22 protein-coding genes are annotated in these 21,885 nt (G+C 63.6%); 15 read left to right on the top strand and 7 right to left on the bottom strand.

Annotated elements, in window-relative coordinates; genetic code table 11:
* Nucleotides 1-25 precede the first annotated feature (25 nt).
* Complete coding sequence (locus tag E1809_RS23880; RefSeq protein WP_133206734.1) at nt 26-271, bottom strand: hypothetical protein; 246 nt, start codon at nt 269-271, stop codon at nt 26-28.
* Nucleotides 272-571: 300 nt separating this feature from the next.
* Between E1809_RS23880 and E1809_RS23875 the strand changes: the two genes are divergently transcribed.
* The 3 genes from E1809_RS23875 to E1809_RS27195 all read left to right on the top strand — a co-directional run bounded on the left by E1809_RS23875 (nt 572) and on the right by E1809_RS27195 (nt 1,478).
* On the top strand, nt 572-940 hold the full coding sequence (locus E1809_RS23875; protein ID WP_133206733.1) for a hypothetical protein: 369 nt from the start codon (nt 572-574) through the stop codon (nt 938-940).
* Nucleotides 940-1,218 carry a putative quinol monooxygenase gene (locus E1809_RS23870; RefSeq protein ID WP_133206732.1) on the top strand — a complete coding sequence of 93 codons (279 nt, stop codon included), beginning with the start codon at nt 940-942 and terminating at the stop codon, nt 1,216-1,218. The genes E1809_RS23875 and E1809_RS23870 overlap by 1 nt, the downstream gene beginning before the upstream one ends.
* A 116-nt stretch (nt 1,219-1,334) precedes the next feature.
* Nucleotides 1,335-1,478, top strand: coding sequence for a hypothetical protein (locus tag E1809_RS27195; protein WP_205754241.1), 144 nt, complete (start codon nt 1,335-1,337; stop codon nt 1,476-1,478).
* Between the two features lie 186 nt (nt 1,479-1,664).
* Here the strand turns inward: E1809_RS27195 and E1809_RS26910 are convergent, their stop codons facing one another.
* Nucleotides 1,665-1,802, bottom strand: a complete 138-nt coding sequence (locus E1809_RS26910; protein WP_165962484.1) for a hypothetical protein — start codon at nt 1,800-1,802, stop codon at nt 1,665-1,667.
* 690 nt (nt 1,803-2,492) lie between these two features.
* Entirely contained in the window at nt 2,493-3,983 is a 1,491-nt protein-coding gene (locus E1809_RS23865; RefSeq protein WP_133206731.1) for a cation:dicarboxylate symporter family transporter, read from the bottom strand.
* A gap of 306 nt (nt 3,984-4,289) precedes the next feature.
* Between E1809_RS23865 and E1809_RS23860 the strand changes: the two genes are divergently transcribed.
* Nucleotides 4,290-5,381, top strand: coding sequence for a tellurite resistance/C4-dicarboxylate transporter family protein (locus E1809_RS23860; protein WP_133206730.1), 1,092 nt, complete (start codon nt 4,290-4,292; stop codon nt 5,379-5,381).
* Between the two features lie 557 nt (nt 5,382-5,938).
* Here the strand turns inward: E1809_RS23860 and dctA are convergent.
* Nucleotides 5,939-7,249, bottom strand: a complete 1,311-nt coding sequence (gene dctA / locus E1809_RS23855; protein ID WP_133206729.1) for a C4-dicarboxylate transporter DctA — start codon at nt 7,247-7,249, stop codon at nt 5,939-5,941.
* Nucleotides 7,250-7,308: 59 nt separating this feature from the next.
* Nucleotides 7,309-8,454, bottom strand: a complete 1,146-nt coding sequence (locus E1809_RS23850) for a PrpF domain-containing protein (protein ID WP_133206728.1) — start codon at nt 8,452-8,454, stop codon at nt 7,309-7,311.
* A 132-nt stretch (nt 8,455-8,586) separates the two neighbouring features.
* On the opposite strand from E1809_RS23850, the gene E1809_RS23845 reads away from it, so the two are divergent.
* The 11 genes from E1809_RS23845 (at nt 8,587) to E1809_RS23795 (ending at nt 19,451) form a co-directional block, all read left to right on the top strand.
* The gene (locus E1809_RS23845) at nt 8,587-9,519 is read left to right on the top strand and encodes a LysR family transcriptional regulator (RefSeq protein ID WP_133206727.1); all 933 of its coding nucleotides are present in this window, start codon (nt 8,587-8,589) and stop codon (nt 9,517-9,519) included.
* A gap of 128 nt (nt 9,520-9,647) precedes the next feature.
* Nucleotides 9,648-9,875, top strand: coding sequence for a hypothetical protein (locus tag E1809_RS23840; protein ID WP_133206726.1), 228 nt, complete (start codon nt 9,648-9,650; stop codon nt 9,873-9,875).
* A 618-nt stretch (nt 9,876-10,493) separates the two neighbouring features.
* Entirely contained in the window at nt 10,494-11,567 is a 1,074-nt protein-coding gene (locus E1809_RS23835) for a DUF2235 domain-containing protein (RefSeq protein WP_133206725.1), read from the top strand.
* Nucleotides 11,568-12,296: 729 nt separating this feature from the next.
* Entirely contained in the window at nt 12,297-13,586 is a 1,290-nt protein-coding gene (locus E1809_RS23830; protein WP_133206724.1) for an MFS transporter, read from the top strand.
* A 28-nt stretch (nt 13,587-13,614) separates the two neighbouring features.
* Nucleotides 13,615-16,053, top strand: a complete 2,439-nt coding sequence (locus E1809_RS23825; protein WP_133206723.1) for a glycoside hydrolase family 3 C-terminal domain-containing protein — start codon at nt 13,615-13,617, stop codon at nt 16,051-16,053.
* Between the two features lie 4 nt (nt 16,054-16,057).
* On the top strand, nt 16,058-16,702 hold the full coding sequence (locus tag E1809_RS23820; protein WP_133206722.1) for a TetR/AcrR family transcriptional regulator: 645 nt from the start codon (nt 16,058-16,060) through the stop codon (nt 16,700-16,702).
* A 109-nt stretch (nt 16,703-16,811) separates the two neighbouring features.
* Nucleotides 16,812-17,261 carry a pyridoxamine 5'-phosphate oxidase family protein gene (locus tag E1809_RS23815; protein ID WP_133206721.1) on the top strand — a complete coding sequence of 150 codons (450 nt, stop codon included), beginning with the start codon at nt 16,812-16,814 and terminating at the stop codon, nt 17,259-17,261.
* Complete coding sequence (locus E1809_RS23810) at nt 17,248-17,619, top strand: YidH family protein (protein ID WP_133206720.1); 372 nt, start codon at nt 17,248-17,250, stop codon at nt 17,617-17,619. Before E1809_RS23815 ends, E1809_RS23810 begins: the two co-directional genes overlap by 14 nt.
* Complete coding sequence (locus E1809_RS23805) at nt 17,616-17,951, top strand: DUF202 domain-containing protein (RefSeq protein ID WP_133206719.1); 336 nt, start codon at nt 17,616-17,618, stop codon at nt 17,949-17,951. The genes E1809_RS23810 and E1809_RS23805 overlap by 4 nt, the downstream gene beginning before the upstream one ends.
* Nucleotide 17,952: 1 nt before the next feature.
* Nucleotides 17,953-18,429, top strand: a complete 477-nt coding sequence (locus E1809_RS23800) for a hypothetical protein (protein ID WP_133206718.1) — start codon at nt 17,953-17,955, stop codon at nt 18,427-18,429.
* An 809-nt stretch (nt 18,430-19,238) separates the two neighbouring features.
* Nucleotides 19,239-19,451 carry a hypothetical protein gene (locus tag E1809_RS23795; RefSeq protein ID WP_133206717.1) on the top strand — a complete coding sequence of 71 codons (213 nt, stop codon included), beginning with the start codon at nt 19,239-19,241 and terminating at the stop codon, nt 19,449-19,451.
* Between the two features lie 430 nt (nt 19,452-19,881).
* Here E1809_RS23795 and E1809_RS23790 read toward each other — a convergent pair whose 3' ends face one another.
* Entirely contained in the window at nt 19,882-20,304 is a 423-nt protein-coding gene (locus E1809_RS23790) for a ComEC/Rec2 family competence protein (RefSeq protein ID WP_235835753.1), read from the bottom strand.
* Nucleotides 20,305-21,031: 727 nt separating this feature from the next.
* Nucleotides 21,032-21,885 (bottom strand): helix-hairpin-helix domain-containing protein (locus E1809_RS23780; RefSeq protein WP_235835752.1); only part of this gene is annotated, 854 nt, incomplete at its 5' end.

The following is a 21,885-nucleotide window of genomic DNA, read 5'->3' as shown; positions in this document are numbered from 1 at the left end:
CGGCCAGCAACGACCTTGATCGGTGTCACATTGCCGTCCTTGGGATTTCCTCCCCTGAAGGCCAGGTCGTATATCCCAAGGCCCTTTCCTTCCGGTATTTGGGCATGGCCGTGAAAGCCGCACCGGCAATGACTGCGAGTTCAAGAAAAAAGAGTGCGGCGAAAGAGTAAAAGAGCCACTGCGGAAACCAGGTGCTGTTCGCCGAGAATGCTCCGACAGCGAAGAACGGCAGTGTCCCGTACAGGAACCAGGTCGTATAGAAGGTAACCATCCGGAAGCTTCCTGCCGCCGGCTGCACCGGCATGGATGACCATTGCGCCCGCGGTATCACCCGCAAGGCATCGCAATTCCCGGTATCTTGATTGGCCTCTTCTATATGCTGACTCCCCGGATATTCGATGTACCCCAGTTCCAGACCCGACCCGACATGGGTCCAAGGTGATAATCGGACCTGGGAACCGTCCGTGGCAAGAGCGGGTAGTACCTGATTTTTCGCTGCCGCCCCTCGCGCGTATGACAATTGGCAGCGAATCGGCTTGACGGCGCAGTCATCCCGGGAGAGGGTTGGCGCATGGCAACCCGGTGCGTTCATGTCATCGCCGCGGCGGCTGTCGTCATATCCGCGTTGAGTGGATGCGCGGAGCCGGCAGCCCCGAAGAACGCCGTCCCGCAGACTCCGACACCCACCGTTTCCGCTGTCCCTTTCGCGCTGCTCACGCACTGCGGCATTCATGAGGTCAGGGTGGAGGACACTTTCTACGTGGCCGACCAGCCGTTGGACGACGGCAACGGCAACCCTCCCGCGGGATGGGGCAACCCGTTCCAGGAGGGCACCATGACGGTGGACGGCGGAAAGGCGGTTTTCCGTGACGACAGCGGCCACACCGTGACCTTCCGTGAACGGCCGGGGGCCACTTCCTTCCTTCGAACGTGTTCGTGATGATTGCAGTTCATCTCAGCGGGCAAATTGTCTGCGTCGACATGGACGAGGTGGCGTCCGTCGTCCTGCACCTCCCCAACCACATGGCCCTGACGCGCGCCGAGCCCGGGTGCATTTCGATCACTGTCGCCCGCACCGGGAATCCGCTGGTGTGGCAGGTCGATGAGCGGTTCAGCGACGCCGAGGCCTTCTACGCCCACCAGGACCGGGCGGCGAGCAGTGAGTGGGGCCGAGCCACCGCCAGGATCGAGCGCCGCTACACGGTCGAAGGTCTCTGAGGTTTCGAACATCGCCCGCGATCCCTTTCCGGTCTCATCTCGTTGGGCAGCGATGGCTGTGACGTGGCCGGACCCCTGCCGGGTGAACCCCAAGCCAGCTCGGTTATCATCCGGGCATGGGGAAATACAGTACGGGATATTTGGCCCGGGATGAACGGCGCGAGCGTCGGAAGAGGCTGCGGCAGAAACTTGCCTACGTCGGACTTGGGGTGCTGGCTGCGGCGACGGTGCTTGTCGTCTTTCTGGCTTTGCGGCGCTGAACCGCGGTTCTGTCGGGCACGTCGCGACAACAACCGCGCCGGCGGGCAGAATCATGGTCGATGCAGTGGGGGTTTGCGGCGTTGTTACGCGTGGATCCCGCGCCCTGTCATGACCTTGTCAGCGGGGCGCGGCGCCTGTCGTTCGCTTCACGCGCGGGCCATCCCGGCATGGCACCGGAACAGCCTTCACGCCTGAATGAGGACAGCCTCAGTGACGTCTTCGGCGCGCAGTTCGTGCACGGTCGCCTGCCAGTAGGAGACCTTCCGATAGTTGGCCGGGTCGAAGATCGACACCCAGCTTGCCTCGATCTCCGGAGAAGTCATCGAACAACGCGTTGAACCGCACACTGTAGGCGTCATCGCTTTCGCCGGGAAGGGCCAAGATGTTGGGCGAGCCGTTGAGCACCCGGTGCCAGTCATCGAACTCGGACAGCAGCACGCGTTCCCGCGGAACGCGGCAGGTCAACAGCACCTTCCCGCGCCCCAGCCGGCAACGGTCCACCAGGTCCCGGCGCCCGGTCTTCGCCCACAACCACAACGCGCCGTCGCCCCGGGTCGGGAGGCGTCGGGCACGATCCGGCCCGTGGACAGCAACTCCTCAAAGGCGTCCGCGGCCTGCAGGGTATGCAGCAACAGCACCGGCGCGCCAAGGTCGTACGGGATGCGCCCCGGCGGGAGTCCACGCTCCGGGCAGGCAGTGCGGATGGGAAACCTCATGCGACGGTCAAAACTCAAGAGGCAGTCGTTGTGGTGCGCAACTGGCTGTCCTGCATGTCATTCATGGCTGCGATGTCAACTCTCCGTGCTGTGGACACCCGCAGCGGTCTGGGCGGAATCACCGGACCGCTGACTGCCAATACCGGGTACCCGTTCCAGATCCTGGGCAAGGCCGGCCGCGGACCCCGGATTGTCGGCATGGACCGCCTTTGTCGGACCTGCTCCCGCGCTAACGGTCAGGCGCCCCTCAAGAGATCTCTTGAGGGGCGCCACCTGTTCAGGCAATCCGGGGCGGGGTCAGTCCGGGCTGACGGATGGACTCCGGTGTTGGCTTGGCTTCATCATCTCGAACTGCGGGATGTCGCCTGAAGTCGGGCCGCCGCGGAACTTCGGCGAGGGTACCTGGCCCTCGCTGACCCGTGCGATTTCCTGTTCCTCGAAAGCGGCTTCGGCTCCGAGCATGATGGCGGAATCCTCGTTGGTGATTTCACCGCGGAAGGCCCGGACCATGACGGAACGGTCGAACTGGCCTTCCCATTTCGCGACGATAAAGGTTGCCACGCAATTGCCGAGGAGGTTGACGACGACGCGCATGGAGTCCATGAGGCGGTCTGCGCCCAGGAGGAGCGCGACGCCAGCGACAGGGAAGATGCCCAGAGCCGTTGCCGTGGCCGAGAGTGCCAGGAAGGACGAACCCGGGACCCCGGCCATGCCCTTGGAGGTCAGGAGCAGGACGCCGAGGGCAGCCAACTGCTGACCGAGGTCAAGGTGGTGTCCGAAGGCCTGGGCCAGGAACAGCAGTGAGATCGAAAGATAGATCGCGGCACCGTCGAGGTTGAAAGAATACCCGGTCGGAACCACCAGGCCGGTCGTGGCACGGGAACATCCCGCGTTGGTCAGCTTGGTCATGATCCGCGGCATGACAGCTTCAGTGGACGCAGTGCCGAGCGCGAGGAGGAATTCCTCACGCGTGTACCTCAAGAAGTGCCACAAGGGCACGCGGGCGAAGCTCCAGGCGACCAGGAACAGCAGACCGATGAAGATCACAGCAGCCCCGTAGCAAGAGGCAATCAGGAGGGCATAGGTCCCCAGGGTGTCCAGCCCGTACTGGCCGATGATGAACGCCATGGCACCAAAGGCACCAATAGGGGCGACCTTCATGATCCACGACATGATCTTGAAAATGAGCTCCAGGACCGTTTCCATGAGGCTGATCACCGGGAGGCACCGTTCGCGCCCGATCACGACGATCGCCGCACCAAAGAAGACCGAGAAGAAGAGAACTTGGAGAAGGCTGTTGCTGGCGAACGCACCGATGACGGAGGTCGGGATGATATCCAGGATGAACGATGCCGCGTTCTTGGGCGGCGCGGTACCGGTGGCAGCGTTCAGCGCGTCCTGCGACAGCGTGCTGGGGTCGATGTGAAGTCCTGCACCAGGCTGGACAAGGTTTCCAACGATCAAGCCGAAGACCAATGCGAATACAGTTGCGCCGGTGAAGTACAGGAGCGCCTTGATCCCGACCCTTCCGACCGCCTTGACGTCGCCGACTGCTGAGATGCCCGTGACGATCACGAGGAAGATCAGCGGAGCGATGATCATCTTGATGAGTTGAATGAAACCATCGCCCAGTGGCCGGAGGGCGGACCCGATATTCGGCCAAAAATGGCCGATGAGTACACCTGCGACGACGGCGATCAGAATCTGGAAGAAGAGCGACTTGTACAGTGGCTTCTTCTTCCGCGGGGCCGAACTCGCCTTCAGCGCCGCAGAGTCTGGGATCTTCATTGATCTGAACCAATCAGTTTGAGGATGGCCCCTGATTTCGGGGACTGATTTCAATGTAATCCGGCGCACATCATTCCACAAGAGGGAATCTAATTTTCACATTATGGAATGAACTGAATGCCTCTGCGGTGGGCTGGCCGAGGGCTTGTGGACAGATTATGACCCTCGAGGGGCGTCCTAAAGGCGCGAACTGTACGCAAACGCACCGCGGCGACCCACCAAGCATCGATGGCCGGAGCCGCAGCGGCGTGGCAGACGGTCAGCTTGCCCTGTCGCGCGTGCCGGGTGCCGCCTAGGCTTGATGCCATGAGCGCGGCCCCTGACGTCCCGGGATCCCTCGGCGCACGCGTGTCCGAGGGAATCAGGACCCTCACACCGGGGTACTTCGCCCTCACCATGGCCAGCGGGATTATTTCGACCGGGCTGCAGTTTGAGGGAGTCCCCGGGGTCTCGGCGGCACTCCTGGCGGTCTGCGCGCTTTCCTATGTGGTGCTCGTCGTGCTGAACTTCGTGCGCTTGGTCAGATATCCCGAGGAGATGCGCCGCGACTTCACGGACGCCCGGCGGGCGTTCGGTTTCTTCACTTTCATCGCCGGGACGGATGTGCTCGGCGTCCGGCTCGGAACCGCCGGCTGGCCGGGTGCGACGGCGTTGCTGCTTGGCGTCGCGGTTGTCGCCTGGCTGGTACTCGGGTACCTTGTGCCGTGGACGGCCGTGCTGGGCCGGGACGAGCGGCCCCTGCTCAAGGATGCCAACGGCTCGTGGTTCGTCTGGTGCGTTGCGACTCAGTCGGTGGCTCTCGGCGCGGCGTCTGTCGAGCCCCTCGCCGGACCGGATCCCCGTGCTGCTCTGGCGCTTGTGGCCGTTGCGGCATGGTCGGTGGGGCTGATCCTGTACGCGGCGGTGGGGATTTTCGTCTCGTTGCGGCTCATGGCCTACAGGATCCTGCCCGAAGACCTGCGTCCGCAGTATTTCGTGGCGATGGGGGCCATGGCGATCAGCGTCCTGGCCGGCGCGCGGATTGCCGGGTTGCCGGATGCTCCCATGGTGGACGCGACCCGCGGCCTGGTGGCCGGCTCGTCAGTGGTGTTCTGGTCTTTCGCTTCGTGGCTGTTGCCTGTGCTCCTGGCTGCCGGGTGGTGGCGGCATGTCATCCACCGCGCGCCGCTGGCCTATGAGGCCGGTCTCTGGATCGTGATCTTTCCCCTGGGCATGTACGCCGTGGCCGGCATCTACCTGGGCCAGGTCGACCGACTGCCCCTTGTCGCCTTGATCGGCCGCATCGGGCTGTGGGTGGCACTGCCCGCCTTCCTCGCCACCTTCGCCGGGATGACCTGGCACCTGTGGAGCACTTTGGTGCGCCCGGATGATCAGCTCAGGCGGAACACTCCGGGGTAGAGATTTCTGGTCCGACGGCGGAGGCGGCCCATCAACAATGCCAAGGCAAGGCCAACGAGAACGGTCGCAGCCAGGAGCAGCAGAGCGATGGCGTAGTTGCTCCGTCTGCGTTGTACGTTGCTGCCATGACGAGCGGGGGATCCAGCCGCCGGGCCCGCGCGCTGCACTGACGACGCCGACCCTTACCTGCCGGGCGGCCTGTGCGTTGGTGACCAACCGATGGTGACTTGAGGGATGGGCTGCGCTTGGGCGTCGCCCCGGCTTGTCGGCCGTTCCATATGCCCCAAATCTCCGGGGAGCAGGCCGCAGGTGTTTTTGGAGCGGTGAAGGAGGCAGGCACCTTGGGGTGCCTGCCTCCTTCTGTTGTTGTGCCCGTTGCCGCACCCGTCTTTCGGGTTTCCTGTTGCGGTGGATTGCGGAGGGACACTATCGCCGGACGGGCCGGCAGTTTGTGGGGGCCGATGGTCTTGGTGTGGCCGTTTGCTTTGCTTCGGGTTTGTCAAAGCGGGTCCGGTGCCGGCTGGCGCCGCGCGGCCGTATGGGCCGGTGTCGATGCTTCAGTGTGCGAGGGCGGGCTCGGTGAGTTTGATCGTGTCCGGTTCGGTTGGCACGTACCCGGTTTTGAGTTCAGTGTGGAGCTTTTCGGTGTCGAGTTCGTGTTGCCATTTGGCGACGGCGACGCAGGAGACGATGTTGCAGACGGTGCTGGTCAGGGCACGGGCCTCGCTCATGAAGCGGTCGATGCCGACGATGAGGGCGACACCGGCGAGGGGCAGGGTGGGCATGACTGTCAGCGTGGCGACCAAGGCCACGAAGCCGCTTCCGGTCACGCCGGCTGCGCCCTTGGAGGTCAGCAGCATCATGCCGAGCATGAGCAGGATCTGGCCCCAGTCCAGGCGGATGTCGCAGGCCTGGGCGATGAACATGGAGGCCAGGGTGAGGTAGATGGCCGTCCCGGTGAGGTTGAAGGAGTATCCGGTGGGGACGACGAGTCCGACGACGCTGCGGTCGCAGCCAAGACGTTCCAGTTTGGACAGCAGACGCGGGAGCACGGGTTCGCTGGAGGAGGTGGCGAGCACGATCAGGAATTCGTCCTTGAAGTAGCGCAGGATCCGCCAGAGGCTGAAGCCAGTGATCCTGGCCAGGATGCCCAGGCCTACGGCGACGAAGAGGATGCAGGCGGTGTAGAAGGCGAGGATGAGCATGCCGAGGTTTCCGATGGAGTGCGCCCCGTATTTGCCCACGGTAAAAGCCATCGCTCCGAAAGCGCCCAGGGGAGCGACTTTCATGATGTAGCCGAACATGATGAACAAGAGCTTGTTGAAGCTGTTGACGACGTTCAGGACCTGTTGGCCGGGGCTGCCGAGTTTGCTGAACGCGAAGCCGCACAGGAGCGCGATGACGAGCACCGGCAGGACCTCACCGTCGGCGAAAGCTCCGACGAAGGTCGTGGGGATGATGCTGAGGAGGAAGTCCGTGGGATTGTTGCTGGGCAGCTGGCTGGTGTATTTCGCGGCCACGGACGGGTCGAGGTGGGCGGGGTTGATGTGCATTCCAGCCCCCGGTTGGAACAGCATCACCGTGGCCAGTCCCAGGGCCAGGGCCAGGGCGGTGAGCGCGTAGAACAGCCCCAGTGAACGGGCCAGGGTCGGGCCGACCTTCTTGGTGTCGGTCAGCGAGGTGATGCCGCCGACGATGGTGCAGAAAACGATCGGCGCGATCATGAATTTCACGAGTTTGACGAAGCCGTCACCGACCGGTTTCAGCGAGGACCCGAGGTCGGGCCACAGTGATCCGACGAGGACGCCGAGCGCGACGCCGATGAGTACTTGGACGTAGAGGTGTCCGAGGATGGATTTGATCTTCATTGAACAACTTCCTGGGTGAGCGGCCCTGTCAAAGGATGACAGGGCAGGAGGGGCGTGGGCTAGGCCGTCAGCCCGGCTGCCGGGGCGACGTCGATGTCGGCCGTGGCAAGGTGCCGGGCGGCGCGGTGAAGGGCAACTTCTTTGATGGTGCCGTCCGTGTCGGTGAGGATTTCAGTGGTGATCACGCCGGCGGGTGTGCCGATCCTGAGCAATCGGGGAATGCCGGGGGCGGCGGCAGCGTGCGCCAGCCGGGCCCCCTGGGCTACGACCGAGCCGGGCAGTGCGGCCGCGAGGGATACGGCCACGGCCGAGGTGAGTCCGATGGCCGGGTGCGGGGCAAGCATGGAGAGCATGCGTACCCGGATGTCGTGACTGCCGGCAGGGATGGGAGTTCCGTCGGCAGTGGTGTAATTGCCGGGGCCCGCCACGACGCCGACCTTCGGGACTGCGTTCTGCGGAGCATCTTCGGGCTTCCGGAGCCCCATCATCAGGCCCGCCGACGCTCTGGCTGCGATGAGGGCGGGCAGGTGCTCTGAAAAGTCACCGGCCATGTTCGACATGTCGATGCCGGCCTCCTCGGCCGCGATGAGCACTGCGGGGGCACCGGCGTCGACCAGCGTTCCCGCCATCGTGCCCGCGGCTGTCGGAATGTCCTCTGCCACGTTCCCCGTCGGCAAGAGCGCGCCGGTGCTTTGCCCCCAGGGGCCGTGGAATGACAGGCTGACGGGGACTCCCGTGGCCCGGCTGCCCGGGACCCTGGCCAGACCGGATCTGGGGATCGCACCACCGGGGGTTGGAACGGCGCCGCCCAGCACGGCCCCGGTATTGAGGTTGCGCATCCTGACGGCCGTGATGCCGTCCCGGGGAGCAACGATGCCGGACTGGACGGCGAACAGGGCGACCGCCGTGGCGCAGTTACCGCAGTTGGAGCCCAGCTCCACTGTCGGATCGCCAATCCCGACCTGGGCGAAGAGGTAGTCCAGATCCGCCTCCCCTCCGGGCGTGGCCCAGACGACGGCGGCTTTGGACGTCGTCGAGGTCCCGCCGCCGACGCCGTCGAGCTGCCGGGCATCCGCCGCGCCGAACGCATCGGCCAGCAGGGTGCGGATTTCCTCGCGGCTGCCGGCATGGGGCGACACGTCGTCGGCGTCAAAGAGCCAGCACTTGCTCGTTCCGCCCCGGTACCAATGGCCACGCAGTCCCACGGTTTTCTCCCTTATGTCTGGTAGTAGATGTCGGGCACTTCACAGCGCCTGCATTTCTACGATCCGCGACCTGAGCTTTCAGCACAATCACAAGAAAATCGATCCCCTTTTATTTTTGCTAAACTCGGCTTCATGGCAGATCTCGATCTTCACCGTCTTCACCTGCTTCGTGAAGTCGGCCGGTCCGGTTCACTGACGTCCGCAGCCAGCACGCTGTCCTTCACCACGTCGGCCGTTTCGCAGCAGATAGCGAAGCTCGAACATGAAGTGGGTGTCGCGCTGGTCGACCGCCACCCCCGGGGCGTCGCACTCACCGAAGCCGGCCACGCCCTGCTCGGGTATGCCGAGCAGATCGACAGGACCATCGAAGCCGCCCGCGCTGAGATGGCAGAGTTTGCCGGGCTGCGCCGCGGACAGTTGCGGATGGGGACATTTCCCACCGTCGGGGCTTCCCTCATGCCCGATGTCGTTCTCGCTTTCCGGGCCCGCCATCCGGACGTCGCGGTCACCGTGATCAGCGCGCGGCGGGACGGTCTGCTCGAACGCCTGCGCCGGCGGGACATCGAACTGACGCTGCTGTGGGACTACCCCTGGCAACAAATCAATGACGAGGACCTGACCCTGGTCAGGCTGATGAAGGACCCCACGGTGCTGCTCGTGCAACAAGACCACCCTGTCGCCGGGCGCCCGTCGGTGCCGATTGAAGCCTTGCAGGACCAGGAATGGATCGTGCGCGACGAACACCCCGTGGCCGATGTCCTCCAACGCGTCTGCAATAGTGCCGGTTTCGAGCCCCGCATCGCCTTCGCCGCGAACGACTACCAGGAGACCCAAGGCATGGTCGCTGCCGGCATCGGCATCGCCCTGGCCCCCCGGCTCGCCCTCAGCGCCCTGCGGCCCGACGTCGTCGCTGTCCCCCTCTCGGATGCCCCCCAGCGAAGAATCCTCCTCGCCCACCTCGCCAACCGCCGGCTCAGCCCCGCAGCCCAACAAGCAACAGCCGTATTCCGATCCACGGCGAAACGCCACACACCCACAGGACGCACCGGACCGAGCCCGTCCTGATCGAACCCGGATTGTCATGTTTCATCGTCCGAACCCCCTCAAGTTGCCGAGCGAGTCCGGCATCGCCTTGGGGACCATTGGGGCAATGATGATAGCCAGGGCCGCAACAACTGTCGCAGCAGTTTGGCGTGCGCTTCCACCGGCTCGAGCGGACCTTTGAGAAGTGGGAGCACCTCCGCGTCCTTGCGGTGCTCAACAGCACGCGGGAACTGGAAGGGAACGGCTGGCAGCGTATTGGCGACGCTTCTTTCCCGTGGGCTTACTTCAGCCACGCACTCAACGAACCCCGTGAGCAGGGGCTTCCCGCCCCGGAAATCCTGCAGCCCATCAGGGACGCGAAGACAAGAACAATGTAGGTCTTCGAGGGCTGTTGGCCCTCGCAGGCCCCATCGGCAAGACCGGGGCCCGGCCATCCCTCTCGCCCTCATTGGTCCGACACCGGGCGGCTCTGGTCGACCAAGGCGTCGTTCAGGTCGCGGGGTTGCTGAGCCGCCCGAACAGACGGCGGCTCAGCAACCCTGGCCTAACCTCAAGATCAGCCGATACCGAGGGAAGGCATCTCCATCCGGAACCGGCCAACCATGCCACGAATCCTGAACGATTGAGGAATCGCCGCACCAAAGAGAAGCCGGGGCCGCTTCGTCCCCACTCAATGCACTGGTTAACTTAGATTGTCAATCGGGTGACATTATTTTTCTCTTTACTTACCTGTCGATTGGACTTAGCGTGCTCGACAGGCCTTGTCATCCGACGATCGGAGTGGAGCATGCCCGGATAACAGCGCACCCCTGAGCCCCAATGAAGTGAAGGAAAGAGCATGGGCAGATGGCGGCCGTCCCCACAATCCCCTGACTGTGAAAGTGCAGGACACGGGCGGGAAACCGTACGACCCAATAGCGACATGTCGATGTAGTTGGCGTGCCGCGTCGAATCAAGTCCACCTGAGTCGGATTCATTCCATCTGAGGAGGAGCAATGCCCAAACGTCTCATAGTGTGCTGCGACGGAACCTGGGCGACCCCGGACCAAACCGATGACGGACGCCCATGCCCGACCAACGTCACCAAACTCGCGCTCGGGATCGACAGCAAGGGCGCCAACGAAACCGGCGGCAAGATCGAACAAAGGGTCTTCTACCACCGAGGCGTCGGCACCGGGCGCCGGGACCGCCTCGAAGGAGGCGCCTTCGGCGCAGGTCTCTCCCGCGACGTTCTCGCCGCCTACCGGTTCATCCTCGAGAACTACCAGCCGGAGGACGAGCTGTTCCTCCTTGGCTTCAGCCGGGGCGCATACACCGCATGCAGCACGGCAGGACTCATCAGGAACGCCGGCATTCTTCGCCGCCGTTTCCGAAGTCGCGTCCACGAAGCCTATGCCCTTTACAGAGACCGCACGCCTACCACGAACCCTCGGGCCGTCGAGGCGACTTTGTTCCGCCGCTCTTACTCCCACGAAACCCGCATCCGCTGCATAGCGGTCTGGGATACGGTAGGCGCATTGGGAATCCCGCTTACTGGTCTACCGGGAGTCGACGTCTTCAACCGCCGCTGGCAATTCCACGATACAAACCTCTCGACCACCGTGGACCACGCCTTCCAGGCCCTCGCCATCGACGAAAGACGCAGGCCGTTTGTTCCGAGCATCTGGCACCAGCAGGATGATGCCGGTGAGCAGCAACTCGAGCAAGTCTGGTTCGCCGGCACCCACGGAGACGTTGGCGGAGGAAACCTGAACTCCTCCTTGTCTGACCTCGCCCTGATGTGGATGGCCGATCGTGTCCAGTCCTGCGGGCTGGCGTTCCAGCCGAAGGCCTTTCAGGGTGCCTTGCAGTTCGGACCCGGCTACACCGTTGACGTCGATCCGAATGTGACCGGTCCCATCCACGAATCCCGGAGCGGGTTTTGGAAACTCCTTCCAGCCTACATACGGCCGATCGGGCTGCAGGATCCCGACCATGAACGCGTGGCACCTGCCGCTTTGGAACGATATGAAACCGACTCCGGCTATCGTCCGCCGAACCTGACCAGCTACCTGGACCGGGGTTCATGATGCCTGTCTGCTACCCACCTTCATCCGAGAGCAAGGTCCATGTCTCCCTACTACGCATCCTCGCTCCAATCAGGACAGAGGTAACAGGTACTTCACCACGGTAGGCCCGACGGCCAGCGGTCTCCCTTGCGCGAATACTCTCCGGATCGTCAAATTGTCGTGGTCACATACAGACTGCATTCTTTTCCTTGAAGTTTCTGCCCTTCAAGCTTCATCGAGGTATGGCCGTGGGTACTTCGCAAGTCATTCGTGTCCCCGATCGGCAGCAGGATCCTTCAGCCCTTGGCGTCACGGACGCCAAGGAAAACGGGGACAACGCCAGTTCACGCACCCGCAGGCAGTGATTCACCGTCCGTCACCTCCGACCCTGGCCGCAGTGCACGTGTTCGGGGTGGCCGAGGCTCCGAAGTAGTTCAGGCAGCAGATTCCACGCTGACCCGGCCGTGACTGTAACGGCCGAGGGATCGCTACAGGTCCCTCGGGAAAATCCCAAATGCACTTCCAGGGCGCGAGGATGCCGGGCCGGCAAGTCCGGCGAAGCCGAGACCCGTCGGGTCGGAAGGGCTGGAGCTCCAGACCGGCACGACATTCCATCGAGACCGTCAGCCACCATATTATAACGATTTCGCATACCGACCGAGTACTCGGTCGGTAAGCTGATATTGTTGTGACTCACCCCACATCTGTGGGTTTCGCCGTAGTTTTAGTAGTTCGTCAAAGGAGCCGATCATGAGCATCCCTGCTGCAGATCTCCCCCCACAGTCGTTCCCGGCCGTCGCCGGTCCGGGTGAGCCTCTTGAGAGGGCCAGGGTCGGTGTCATCGCGACGATGGTCCTTGCACGTTTCGGCTGGGCTTTCGCCATTCAGGTTCCGCTGGTGGCGAGTCTGGCGCTGAAAGCCCAGGCTCTGGTCGGCCAGGACCAGGCAGTCGCGGCGCTGGGCGCGGTCACCAGCATTGGTGCCTTTGTGGCCTTCCTGGCCAACCCCGTGTTCGGCCGCCTCAGCGACAGGACCCGTGGACGGTTCGGCCGGCGCAGGCCGTGGCTGGTCGCCGGAGCGCTCGGTTTGGTGGTGAGCCTGCTGGGGATCGCACTCGCTCCGAGCATCATCGCACTGGGGGCGGCGTGGCTGGTGGCGCAGCTCTTCGCCAACGTCTACGCGGCACCGCATACCGCGACGCTGTCCGACCAGATCCCCCCGGTGCAGCGGGGCCTGGTCAGCGGGCTCACCGGCGTGCTGCAGAACGTGGCCATCCTGGCTGCCGCCTACACCACACAGTTTTTCAGCCAGGACCAGCTGATGCTGGCCCTTGTTCCCGGTGCGATCGGGCTGGTGTTCATGCTCGCCTTTGCGTTCGTCCTGCCCGACCGGCCCTTGACGCACCCGGTGGTCACCGAAAAGGGGCTGAAGGCTGTGCTGAAGACATTCTGGGTCAGCCCACGCCAGAACCCGGACTTCGCCTGGGCCTGGATCTCCCGCTTCCTGATGGTCCTGTCCACCTTCATGTTCACCACGTTCCGGCTGCTGTACCTGCAGAAAGAAATGGGTCTTCCCATCAAGCAAGCCGCGGCCGTGATGGCCACCGGCGTGCTGTTCTACACGATCGCTCTGGTGGCCAGCACCTTCCTCGCGGGCTGGCTGTCCGACCGTCTCAAGCGGCGCAAGGTCTTCATCTTCGTCTCAGCCATCATTTTCGCCATCGGCATGGCCGTGCTGTCGCAGGCACACACCCCGGAGACGTTCTACTCCGCCGAAGTTATCCTGGGCCTGGGATTCGGTGCTTATGTCGGAGTGGACCTGGCCCTCGTGGTGGACATCCTGCCCAATCCTGATGACGCGGCCAAGGACCTCGGTGTCTTCAACATCGCCCTCGCCGTCCCGCAGACCCTCGCCCCTGGCCTCGGTGCCCTGCTGATCGGCATCGGCGGAGGACACAACTACGCGCTCATGCTGATCACGGCCGCGGTCATCGGACTCTTGGGAGCGGTGTGCATCCTGCCCGTGAAAAAGATCCGCTGACACGACCCGCGAGCTGAGAAAGACGACCATGACCATCGATACTGAAATTCCCCACGCGACCATTGACGAAGCCGTGTCCAGCCTCGATCTCCGAACCAAGATCCGGCTCCTTTCCGGGGCCAGAATGTTCAGCCTCCACGGCGACACGTCGATCGGCCTGGAAGAGATCGTCATGTCCGACGGCCCGACCGGAGTCCGCGGAGAGGCCGTGGTCGGCGGCCGTCCAAGTTGCCTGCTGCCCAACGCCACGCTCATCGCACAGACCTGGAACCGGAACGTCCTGGCAGAGGTCGGCGAACTACTGGCCGAGGAAGCGCAAGACCAGCAGACCCACATCGTTCTGGGCCCTACCATCAATCTCCACCGCACACCCTTGGGCGGGCGGCTGTTCGAGTGCTTCAGCGAAGACCCGTACCTTACCGGCGTGCTCGCGGCCGCCTACGTCAGCGCTCTCCAGGCCAAGGGCATCGGGGCCTCGCCCAAGCACTTCCTCGCCAACGAATCGGAAACGCAGCGGACCACTGTCGACTGCGTGGTTGATGAGCGTTCCCTGCGCGAGCTGTACCTGTTGCCGTTCGAGATCGTCGAGCAGGACGCCACGCCCTGGACGGTGATGGCCTCGTACAACGGCGTCAACGGGACCACCGCCACCGAACATGACGAACTCATCAACGGTGTCCTCAAGAGCGAGTGGGGTTTCGACGGTCTGGTCATGTCCGACTGGTTCGCCACCAAGCGGGCTGCCGAAAGCGCCAACGCCGGGCTGGACCTGGTCATGCCGGGCCCGGACACGGTCTGGGACCGTGGTCTGGAAAAGGCCGTCCGCGCAGGGCACGTGAGTGAAGCCACGATTGATGATCATGTCCGACGGCTTCTCACACTCGCAGCACGCGTCGGGGCATTCCCGACGGCACGGTCCTGGCCGAAGGACATCGCCCGCCCGGACAGCGACAAGCGCCGGGAGCAGCTGCGCCGGATCGCTGCGGAGGGCATGACGGTGCTGAAGAATGACGGCGGCGTCCTGCCTCTCACGCCCGGCACCGGCACGGTCGCCGTGATCGGGCGGCACGCCACGGACACCGTGGCGCAGGGTGGGGGATCGGCCCGCGTCCGTCCTCCTCACGTGGTCAGCATCGCCGAAGGACTCGAATCGGCGCTCGGCACCGACTCTGTGACGCTCGTGGACGGGGTCGAGACGCGCACCCGCCTGATGGCAGTCCCTCCGTCCATGGTCCGTGACCCGGAAAGCGGCGAACAGGGCATCAGGGTCCGGGCCTTCGATGAGGCGGGGGAACTCCTCGAATCCCGTCATATCGAGGTCGCGGAACTCGAAGTCGCCGAGGACGGCTGGCTGGCCGGAGCCCACCGGATCGAGCTGTCCGCGGACGTGGCGCTTCCCGCGCCTGCCCGGATGAGGGTGGGTGTCATCGGACCTGGTGACTGGACGGTCGCCACATCCGGGCACACGGAATCATTCACGATCACCCCGCACCAGGGCCCCGGTGGCGGGCTGCACCGGCCGAAAAGCCATGCCTCAGTCGTGCCCCTCGAAGCGGGGGCCCGTATCACCGCGACGACCGGACACCACTACGAGATGCGGATCATCGGACTCGTCGTGACCTCAGCGCCCCGGTCATCGGCTGCCGCGATCAGCGAAGCAGTGGAGGCCGCAGCAGGGGCAGATACCGCAGTCGTGGTGGTCGGCAACACACAGGAGCAGGAAACCGAAGGCCAGGATCAGAAGACTCTCGCCCTGCCTGGGGACCAGGACGCACTGGTCGCCGCCGTGGCCGCCGTGGCGCGCCGAACCGTCGTTATCGTCAATGCAGCCAGCCCGGTGCTCATGCCATGGATCGATGACGTCGACGCGGTACTGTTCGCCGGCCTGCCCGGACAGGAGGCTGGCGATGCCGTCGCGGCCGCGCTGACCGGAGCCATCGAGCCGGCAGGTCGGCTTGTGACGACCTTCCCGCGCCACGACGGCGAAGGCCCCGCCTGGGACCCCAACCCGACGGCCGGACGATTGAGCTACAGCGAAGGTACCGCGATCGGGTACCGGGGCTGGCATCGTGACCAAGCCGATCCGCTCTTCTGGTTCGGTCATGGTCTCGGCTACGCCTCCTGGGACTACCAGGAGGCCAGGGTCCACCAGATGGAGGGAACCATCGTTCGCGGTGTGGAGGTCACGCTGACCAACATTGGTACCAGGCACGGTCGCGAGACAGTCCAGGTCTACCGGGTCCCGCGTGATCCGGCAGACCCGGTCAGGCTCATCGGATGGTCGCAGGTTTCGCTTGGACCCGGTGAGCACGATACAGTTCAAGTCACATGTGATCATCGTCCGCAGCGCGTGTGGGATCCGGCAGAACGCCGATGGCACCAGCTGCCCGGTGGGACCATCGTCATCGCACGTGGCCTGGGAGACGTCCGGGCATCACTTCCGGTGGATAGCGGACAGGAGGGATAGGACAATGTCATACCCCCCTGGGTACCGTATCGAGCGGGAACGCAGCCGGGCCGAGAAGGCCGGCGCGGCCGCGCGGGAAAAGGCCATCAAGGCCGCCATCGAGCTCTTCTCCGTGGGTGGATACAACAAGACCTCCATCGCAGAAGTCGCTGTCCGCACCGGCCTGTCCCAGTCCGGGCTGCTGCATCACTTCCCCAACAAGACGGCGCTCCTGTCGGCTGTCCTGGAGCAGCGCCAGGCCGAGGACAGCGAATTCCTCTTCGGCGGCGCTGCGGCACCCCTGGGCTGGGCTGCGTTCGACTCCCTGGTGTCCTTGGTCGCCAGGAACTCTACGCGACCGGAATGGATCGGACTCTTCGTCCGCATCTCCGCCGAAGCGACCGAATCGACCCACCCGGCCCACCAATGGCTCATCGACCACTACACGGGCATGCGGACCTGGCTGATTCAGGCCCTTCAGCATGGCCAGAAAACGGGCGAGGTCCGCAACGACGCCCCTGTTGAGGCGATCGTGCGAAACACGATCGCCGTGCTGGACGGATTGCAGCAGCAATGGGTTGCTGAACCCCACAGCATGAACATGGTCGCCGAGCTTCGGGTCCACCTCGCCGGACTCCACGCCGCCTGGGGAACCACGAACAACCACTGAGCAGCGCTCCTTTGCGGTGCCTTCGCTCATCACAGCCCAACCATCAACGCGCCTAAAGGTGCCCCGAGGGCATTCCAGCGCGCCCGTTTTCCCCGAAAGGTCCTTGAACATGTCATCCCTGACCCAAGAAGTCTTTGAATTCGTCGCCCGGCCCAACCCGGCAGTCATGGCCACCGTCACCACCGACGGCCAGCCTGTAACGGTGCAGATCGTCTACCTTGCCGAAGACCCCTCCCACCTCCTGCTGAGCATCGCCGCCGGCAACTCCCGCGGCGGACGCCTGGAGCACCTCCGCCACGATCCCCGGCTCGCCATCACCGTCGTGGGAAAGGAGGACTGGACACAGGCCGTCTCCCTCAAAGGCACTGCGGTAGAATTCTTCGAAGACGCAAATCTGGCTGCGATCGACATGATGTCGATGCACTACTTCGGAGCCCCCTACGGCAAACGCGATCCCCGCATCGCAGTGCGGGTCCGCATCGACGAGTGGAGCGCGGAGATCGCCGGCCAGGGAAGCGCCCACCGAACGGTCTGGAGCGTTGCAGATGCCGGGCACTGATCTCCGGCGGTTCCCCCGCTCGGTTTTTCAGTACGGAAGCGAACCGGACGCGCGGTTCAGCTTGGCCAATGAACGTACGTTCCTCGCCTGGATCCGGACCTCGCTGGCCCTCCTCGCGGCAGGAGTTGCGCTCGAAGCGCTCGGCCTGGGGATTCACAGCGGTTTCCGCCTGGCCGCGTCCCTGATGCTGATCGTTTCAGGCATCCTCGCCCCGGTGCAGGCATGGACAGGATGGAAGAAGACCGAACGGGCGCTACGCGATGGTTCCGCGCTGCCGTCGGCACCCCTGTCCTTGCCGCTGGCCGTGCTGATGGCTGCCGTCGGGGTGCTGGTGCTGCTCGGAGTGCTCCTGCGATGAGCACCCTGTTCGACCCCGGTCTGCAGCCCGAAAGAACCGGCCTCGCCTGGCAACGCACTTGCCTGTCCTTCCTGGCAGGGTCGCTGGCGGCGATGAAGGTACTGCCACCTCTCATCGGCGACTGGTCGATCCTGCTCGGTCTCACTGGCAGCGTTGAAGCCGTGGCACTGCTCTTCATCGTCCGTCGACGCTACCTCCGGCACCACCACAGGCTCACAGCAGAAACTGCCGGCCGTCCGCCGCTGGCCAGCGGGAAGCTCGCGGCCACACTCGCCTTTTCCGTATTCGCAGCCGGAATCGTGTCGCTCGCGGTCGCCATCAGGCTCGCCTGACATGACCGTGACAATTGACAAGGATTGCGGGCATTTGTGCCCTACAGAAACCGCCCTGAGGCAAGACCTCGAAGTCCATACAAAACTGGCCACGGCGCGTCATCACATTGAGAATCTACTTGCAGCCTTCAGCCACGCAATCGCCGGAAACCACCAGGACCTCCTCACTGCACTCCTCAGGAACGTCAGGGTCACCCTCGTCGGGTCCGAACACTGCCATGAGCTCGCGCCCGTGGTGCGGCTCCTGCAGTTGGTCGCGCCCTCGGGGACAAGAGTCTGGTTCCTCACCTCAAACCTGGGCGTCGCGTATGAGGACCGGGATGTCACGTTCACTGCCGTTTACCAAATCCTGGATGCCGGTAGTCGCCATAACCGCCTCGGCATCGGTTCGATCCGGGGAAGCCTGCGAAGCGGTGCCGAAACCTGGACTTGGTCGAGTCTTGAAATCACCACCGAACGCGGCGCGTTGCGGACATAAGGGTCTCACCGACAAGCGGGGGAGAACGGTGAGCCAAGTCCGCTGATTCAGAAGGAAACGCCCGGTCAGGATACCGCAGGGCCAACCCGCGCGGTATCGCCTGAACATTAGGCGATACCGCGCGGCATGGGCCGTTTTGTGCTGCTTGTGCTGGCAGGCATTCGCCACATATTCGAGCACACCACACCGTCCACTCACAGACCCCAGGAGCTCGGAAGACCATGATCACCGACAAGATCTCAGTGCAGCCTTCCAGACATGCACAGTCTGTCGAGGAGCGTCCTTGACGCACCTCGATACGTTGGACGCTGGGGGAGCTCTGAGCTCAAGTCTCTTCGGGCCAAACCCCTCCAGCCAGGATGCGCAGCTGCTCGGCAAACAAGCGGGTTCTTGCCTAGGAAACACTTGAGATTCCGCGTATTTGCACGCATACATGTTCTTAACGATCACTGGAGACAAAATTTGAGAAAAAATACGAGTCTAGGTCGAGCAAAAATCAGCATCTCAATTGATCAGGTGCCGAATAGGTTACCCATCCATGAGAGATAGCTGGTCCGAACCAATGTTCAGTTCAGGGGTGGGTGCCGGATTAATCTGCGGCCGTCGTCTTGACTGGCCGACCTTGTGAGAGACGTCTTGAACCCATAGCGTCCCTGGAACAAACTTTTTCTTTATATTTTCCTTTGGATTTAGATAGAACTGTATTCATTCACGGTTCCATGACGACCACGGGGCAACCCGTTTCCACGCGCCACGCGGCGAACGACCATACCGCCCCGTCCCCAAAGCCACTGCGCACCCTAAACCTTGTGGCAACCGATGAGTTCCGCGAAGCACGCTATGCCCCACCGGGCCAGGTCTTCACAATGACCACTATCATCGGAGCAGAATCCGTGGCAGTCATTTCCTCCCACAAAGAGCAATTCGCGATGATGATCGACAGCCGCGAAGACGCGGCCATTCAATCCAACCTCTTTGATATTTTGTGGAACGTCAGCGGAATAACCGATCCACGACAATGACTACCTCAGAAGCCCCAGATAGATCTTTCTTTCGGCCCGGGCCAGAGCGCTGATCTGTTGAATGTATCTACCTCGTGGTAACTATTTCATCATTGCCTTGAGCCGAGCGAGATGGGAGAGTCCGCTTGCGCCTCCCTTTCGCAAAGCCTTCCGCCAGGGCCCGCCGCGCCGCGTTCATTCCTTAGCATGCACCGCCCGCGATTATGGAGAAACCATATTGAGGCTGACCGCGCGAAAAGCAGTTCGATTTCCTTACCGGCGGCCGAGCTCGGCCAGGTCGCCGGGGGAGGCGGTGCAGTATCCATTCCAGGTCGGTCCGATTCACGGCGACGCTGCGAAGGGGTAGCCAGACTCTGGCTACCCCTTGAGAACTGCGACGAGAAGACGCGGTCTTCACCAAGAGCAGCAGTTGCAACTAACCCGATCCAACTCAATCAAGTCGTACGCGCACCTCATACCCTTCGGCCAGGTCGAAGAGCCTCCGGGGATCCGTCCCGAAGCTTTCCAACCAAATCATCCGCGAATCATGGCTTATGGTCTCCACGCGGCCTTCCCGGACTAGCTGACCTCCGTGGAAGACCTTGACATACTTCCCAGTCAACGAAGCCGAGTCTTGAACGCAATTGATTTCTTTCGGGGTAGCCTCCCGCGAGACGTATTCGGAAGAGTTGCACTCGGTTCCCGGGGCCCTGAAGAAGATGTTTGGCTCCTGCATATGGCTCAAGTTCTCTCCGCTGACGGCCGTGAGATGCGTGGTGCCGGTGGTCTTCATGGCTGTTTCGAGGCCCTCGTCCAGGCGCGAGGTGTCGCCAGTGACCATCCCTGGCATTAGGCCGGCGGCGTCGCCGCCCAACCACTGGGCGACGGTGGTGAATTGCTCCTTGAATAGGCCACGCTGGTTTCAGTTTTCCCGCGGTCCTGATTATTTGGCCAGGCACCACCCGATCCCAGCCGACGCCTCCTGTGACCAGTATTTTTGTCCTGGAGCGGTTGAGCATGCCGTTTGCAGCCAGGTCGATAATCTCCGCTGCGACGGCCCATCGGCCCGGTCCCCGTGAATCCGGCGCCAGCTCCCGGGGCTCACCGGTGATGATCGCGTGGATGAGAACCGGGCCACGCGATTCCACAGCTTGGGCAACCGCTCCGTGTTCGCGTGGCCTGGATTCAGCCGCGGCATGGGCGGCAACTGCCGCCGCCATCAAACATGCCAGCGCGAAGGTGGCAGGAAGCGTCCTGCGCCGGGAACGCGGAATACGGGAGAAGCCATCTTGCAGGGACTTTCGCGATTTACCCTGGTCGGGCTGCACACCGCGTCGAAAAACAGCGCCGCGCCCGAAAGCGCGTTTGCGCTGGACAAAGAGCAGAACGCCGGCGGCGAGGCCCAGTGAGACGCTGAGGACCGCGCTCCACGATGAGGGAAGGAACGCCGAAACCGCGGACACAGTCCACGTGAAAATCGCCGAGGGGACAAGCCGCACATCGACGCGGCCCCGATCAAGGCCCACGATTGACGGGGATCTACTCGCGGGATGGTCGGGTTCCCGCCGGWGMTGTGCGCTCATGACCGATGTCCACTCACGTCAGACCGTCACCAAGGGAAGCAAGGTTTCCATCATTTTGGGGCCCACGCCGTCCACGGCATCAAGATCCTCCACGGCCGCGAACGGGCCATGCTCTTGCCGCCATTCGACGATCCGCTTAGCCAGGACGGGTCCGACTTTCGGTAACGCGTCGAGTTCTTCGGCCGTGGCCGTGTTGAGGTTGAGCTTGGTACCGGAACCCGCTGTGCCTGCCTTGCTTCCGCCCGCGGTGACCTCGCCTGGGCCGCCGCGCCCGGGAGTGCTCCCTGCGGTGGGCGCCGGGACGGCTTCGCCTGCCCTGGGTACATGGATCTTGCTGGCGTCTTCCACTACGGCCGCGAGGTTCAAGGTATCGATCTCAGCGCCCGGAACCGGTCCTCCCGCGGCCTCGATCGCGTCGGAAACGCGGGCCCCGGCGGGGAGCTTGACGACCCCGGGATTCTTGACGGCTCCCGCGACATGGACCAGGACTTGCTGACCACCTTCCGATCCAGCCGGTCCTGCAGCAGCCGCGTTCGCCGTCGCACTGGCGGCGCGCCCGGCCACCGAGCTCCTGACCAAGGGCTCGGCGGCCGGCTGCGCTGCGAAGGCCTTCCAGCCAAACCAAGCCAGAAGTGCGAGGCAAGGAATTGCGAGGATTGCCGCGACACGCCACGGCGTACGCCACCGGACCCTTAGCGGACGCTGCAGCTCCGCGACGATCGTGTCGCTGTCATCGTCGGATGGTTCCTTCTCCGGGCCGTGGTGCTGAGGTTCTGCCCGGGCTTTTCCGCTCTGGACGGGCAAGGGCAACAGCGCCGGGACGCCGACGTCAACCCCGAGGCGCGCGGCGAAGCGATTCCGTGCAGCTTGGG

Origin of the sequence: Arthrobacter terricola (genome assembly GCF_004354015.1) — a bacterium.
Classification (GTDB): Bacteria; Actinomycetota; Actinomycetes; order Actinomycetales; family Micrococcaceae; genus Arthrobacter; species Arthrobacter terricola.
The sequence above is the reverse complement of the archived record's forward strand: the minus strand, read 5'-3'. Positions and strand labels throughout refer to the sequence as shown.

What these genes read in the sequence shown, in the direction of transcription:
- E1809_RS23880 (WP_133206734.1), bottom strand. Translation starts at nt 271, where the DNA reads ATGGTTACCTTCTATACGACCTGGTTCCTGTACGGGACACTGCCGTTC.
- E1809_RS23875 (WP_133206733.1), top strand. Translation starts at nt 572, where the DNA reads ATGGCAACCCGGTGCGTTCATGTCATCGCCGCGGCGGCTGTCGTCATA.
- E1809_RS23870 (WP_133206732.1), top strand. Translation starts at nt 940, where the DNA reads ATGATTGCAGTTCATCTCAGCGGGCAAATTGTCTGCGTCGACATGGAC.
- E1809_RS27195 (WP_205754241.1), top strand. Translation starts at nt 1,335, where the DNA reads ATGGGGAAATACAGTACGGGATATTTGGCCCGGGATGAACGGCGCGAG.
- E1809_RS26910 (WP_165962484.1), bottom strand. Translation starts at nt 1,802, where the DNA reads ATGACTTCTCCGGAGATCGAGGCAAGCTGGGTGTCGATCTTCGACCCG.
- E1809_RS23865 (WP_133206731.1), bottom strand. Translation starts at nt 3,983, where the DNA reads ATGAAGATCCCAGACTCTGCGGCGCTGAAGGCGAGTTCGGCCCCGCGG.
- E1809_RS23860 (WP_133206730.1), top strand. Translation starts at nt 4,290, where the DNA reads ATGAGCGCGGCCCCTGACGTCCCGGGATCCCTCGGCGCACGCGTGTCC.
- dctA (WP_133206729.1), bottom strand. Translation starts at nt 7,249, where the DNA reads ATGAAGATCAAATCCATCCTCGGACACCTCTACGTCCAAGTACTCATC.
- E1809_RS23845 (WP_133206727.1), top strand. Translation starts at nt 8,587, where the DNA reads ATGGCAGATCTCGATCTTCACCGTCTTCACCTGCTTCGTGAAGTCGGC.
- E1809_RS23835 (WP_133206725.1), top strand. Translation starts at nt 10,494, where the DNA reads ATGCCCAAACGTCTCATAGTGTGCTGCGACGGAACCTGGGCGACCCCG.
- E1809_RS23830 (WP_133206724.1), top strand. Translation starts at nt 12,297, where the DNA reads ATGAGCATCCCTGCTGCAGATCTCCCCCCACAGTCGTTCCCGGCCGTC.
- E1809_RS23825 (WP_133206723.1), top strand. Translation starts at nt 13,615, where the DNA reads ATGACCATCGATACTGAAATTCCCCACGCGACCATTGACGAAGCCGTG.
- E1809_RS23820 (WP_133206722.1), top strand. Translation starts at nt 16,058, where the DNA reads ATGTCATACCCCCCTGGGTACCGTATCGAGCGGGAACGCAGCCGGGCC.
- E1809_RS23815 (WP_133206721.1), top strand. Translation starts at nt 16,812, where the DNA reads ATGTCATCCCTGACCCAAGAAGTCTTTGAATTCGTCGCCCGGCCCAAC.
- E1809_RS23810 (WP_133206720.1), top strand. Translation starts at nt 17,248, where the DNA reads ATGCCGGGCACTGATCTCCGGCGGTTCCCCCGCTCGGTTTTTCAGTAC.
- E1809_RS23805 (WP_133206719.1), top strand. Translation starts at nt 17,616, where the DNA reads ATGAGCACCCTGTTCGACCCCGGTCTGCAGCCCGAAAGAACCGGCCTC.
- E1809_RS23800 (WP_133206718.1), top strand. Translation starts at nt 17,953, where the DNA reads ATGACCGTGACAATTGACAAGGATTGCGGGCATTTGTGCCCTACAGAA.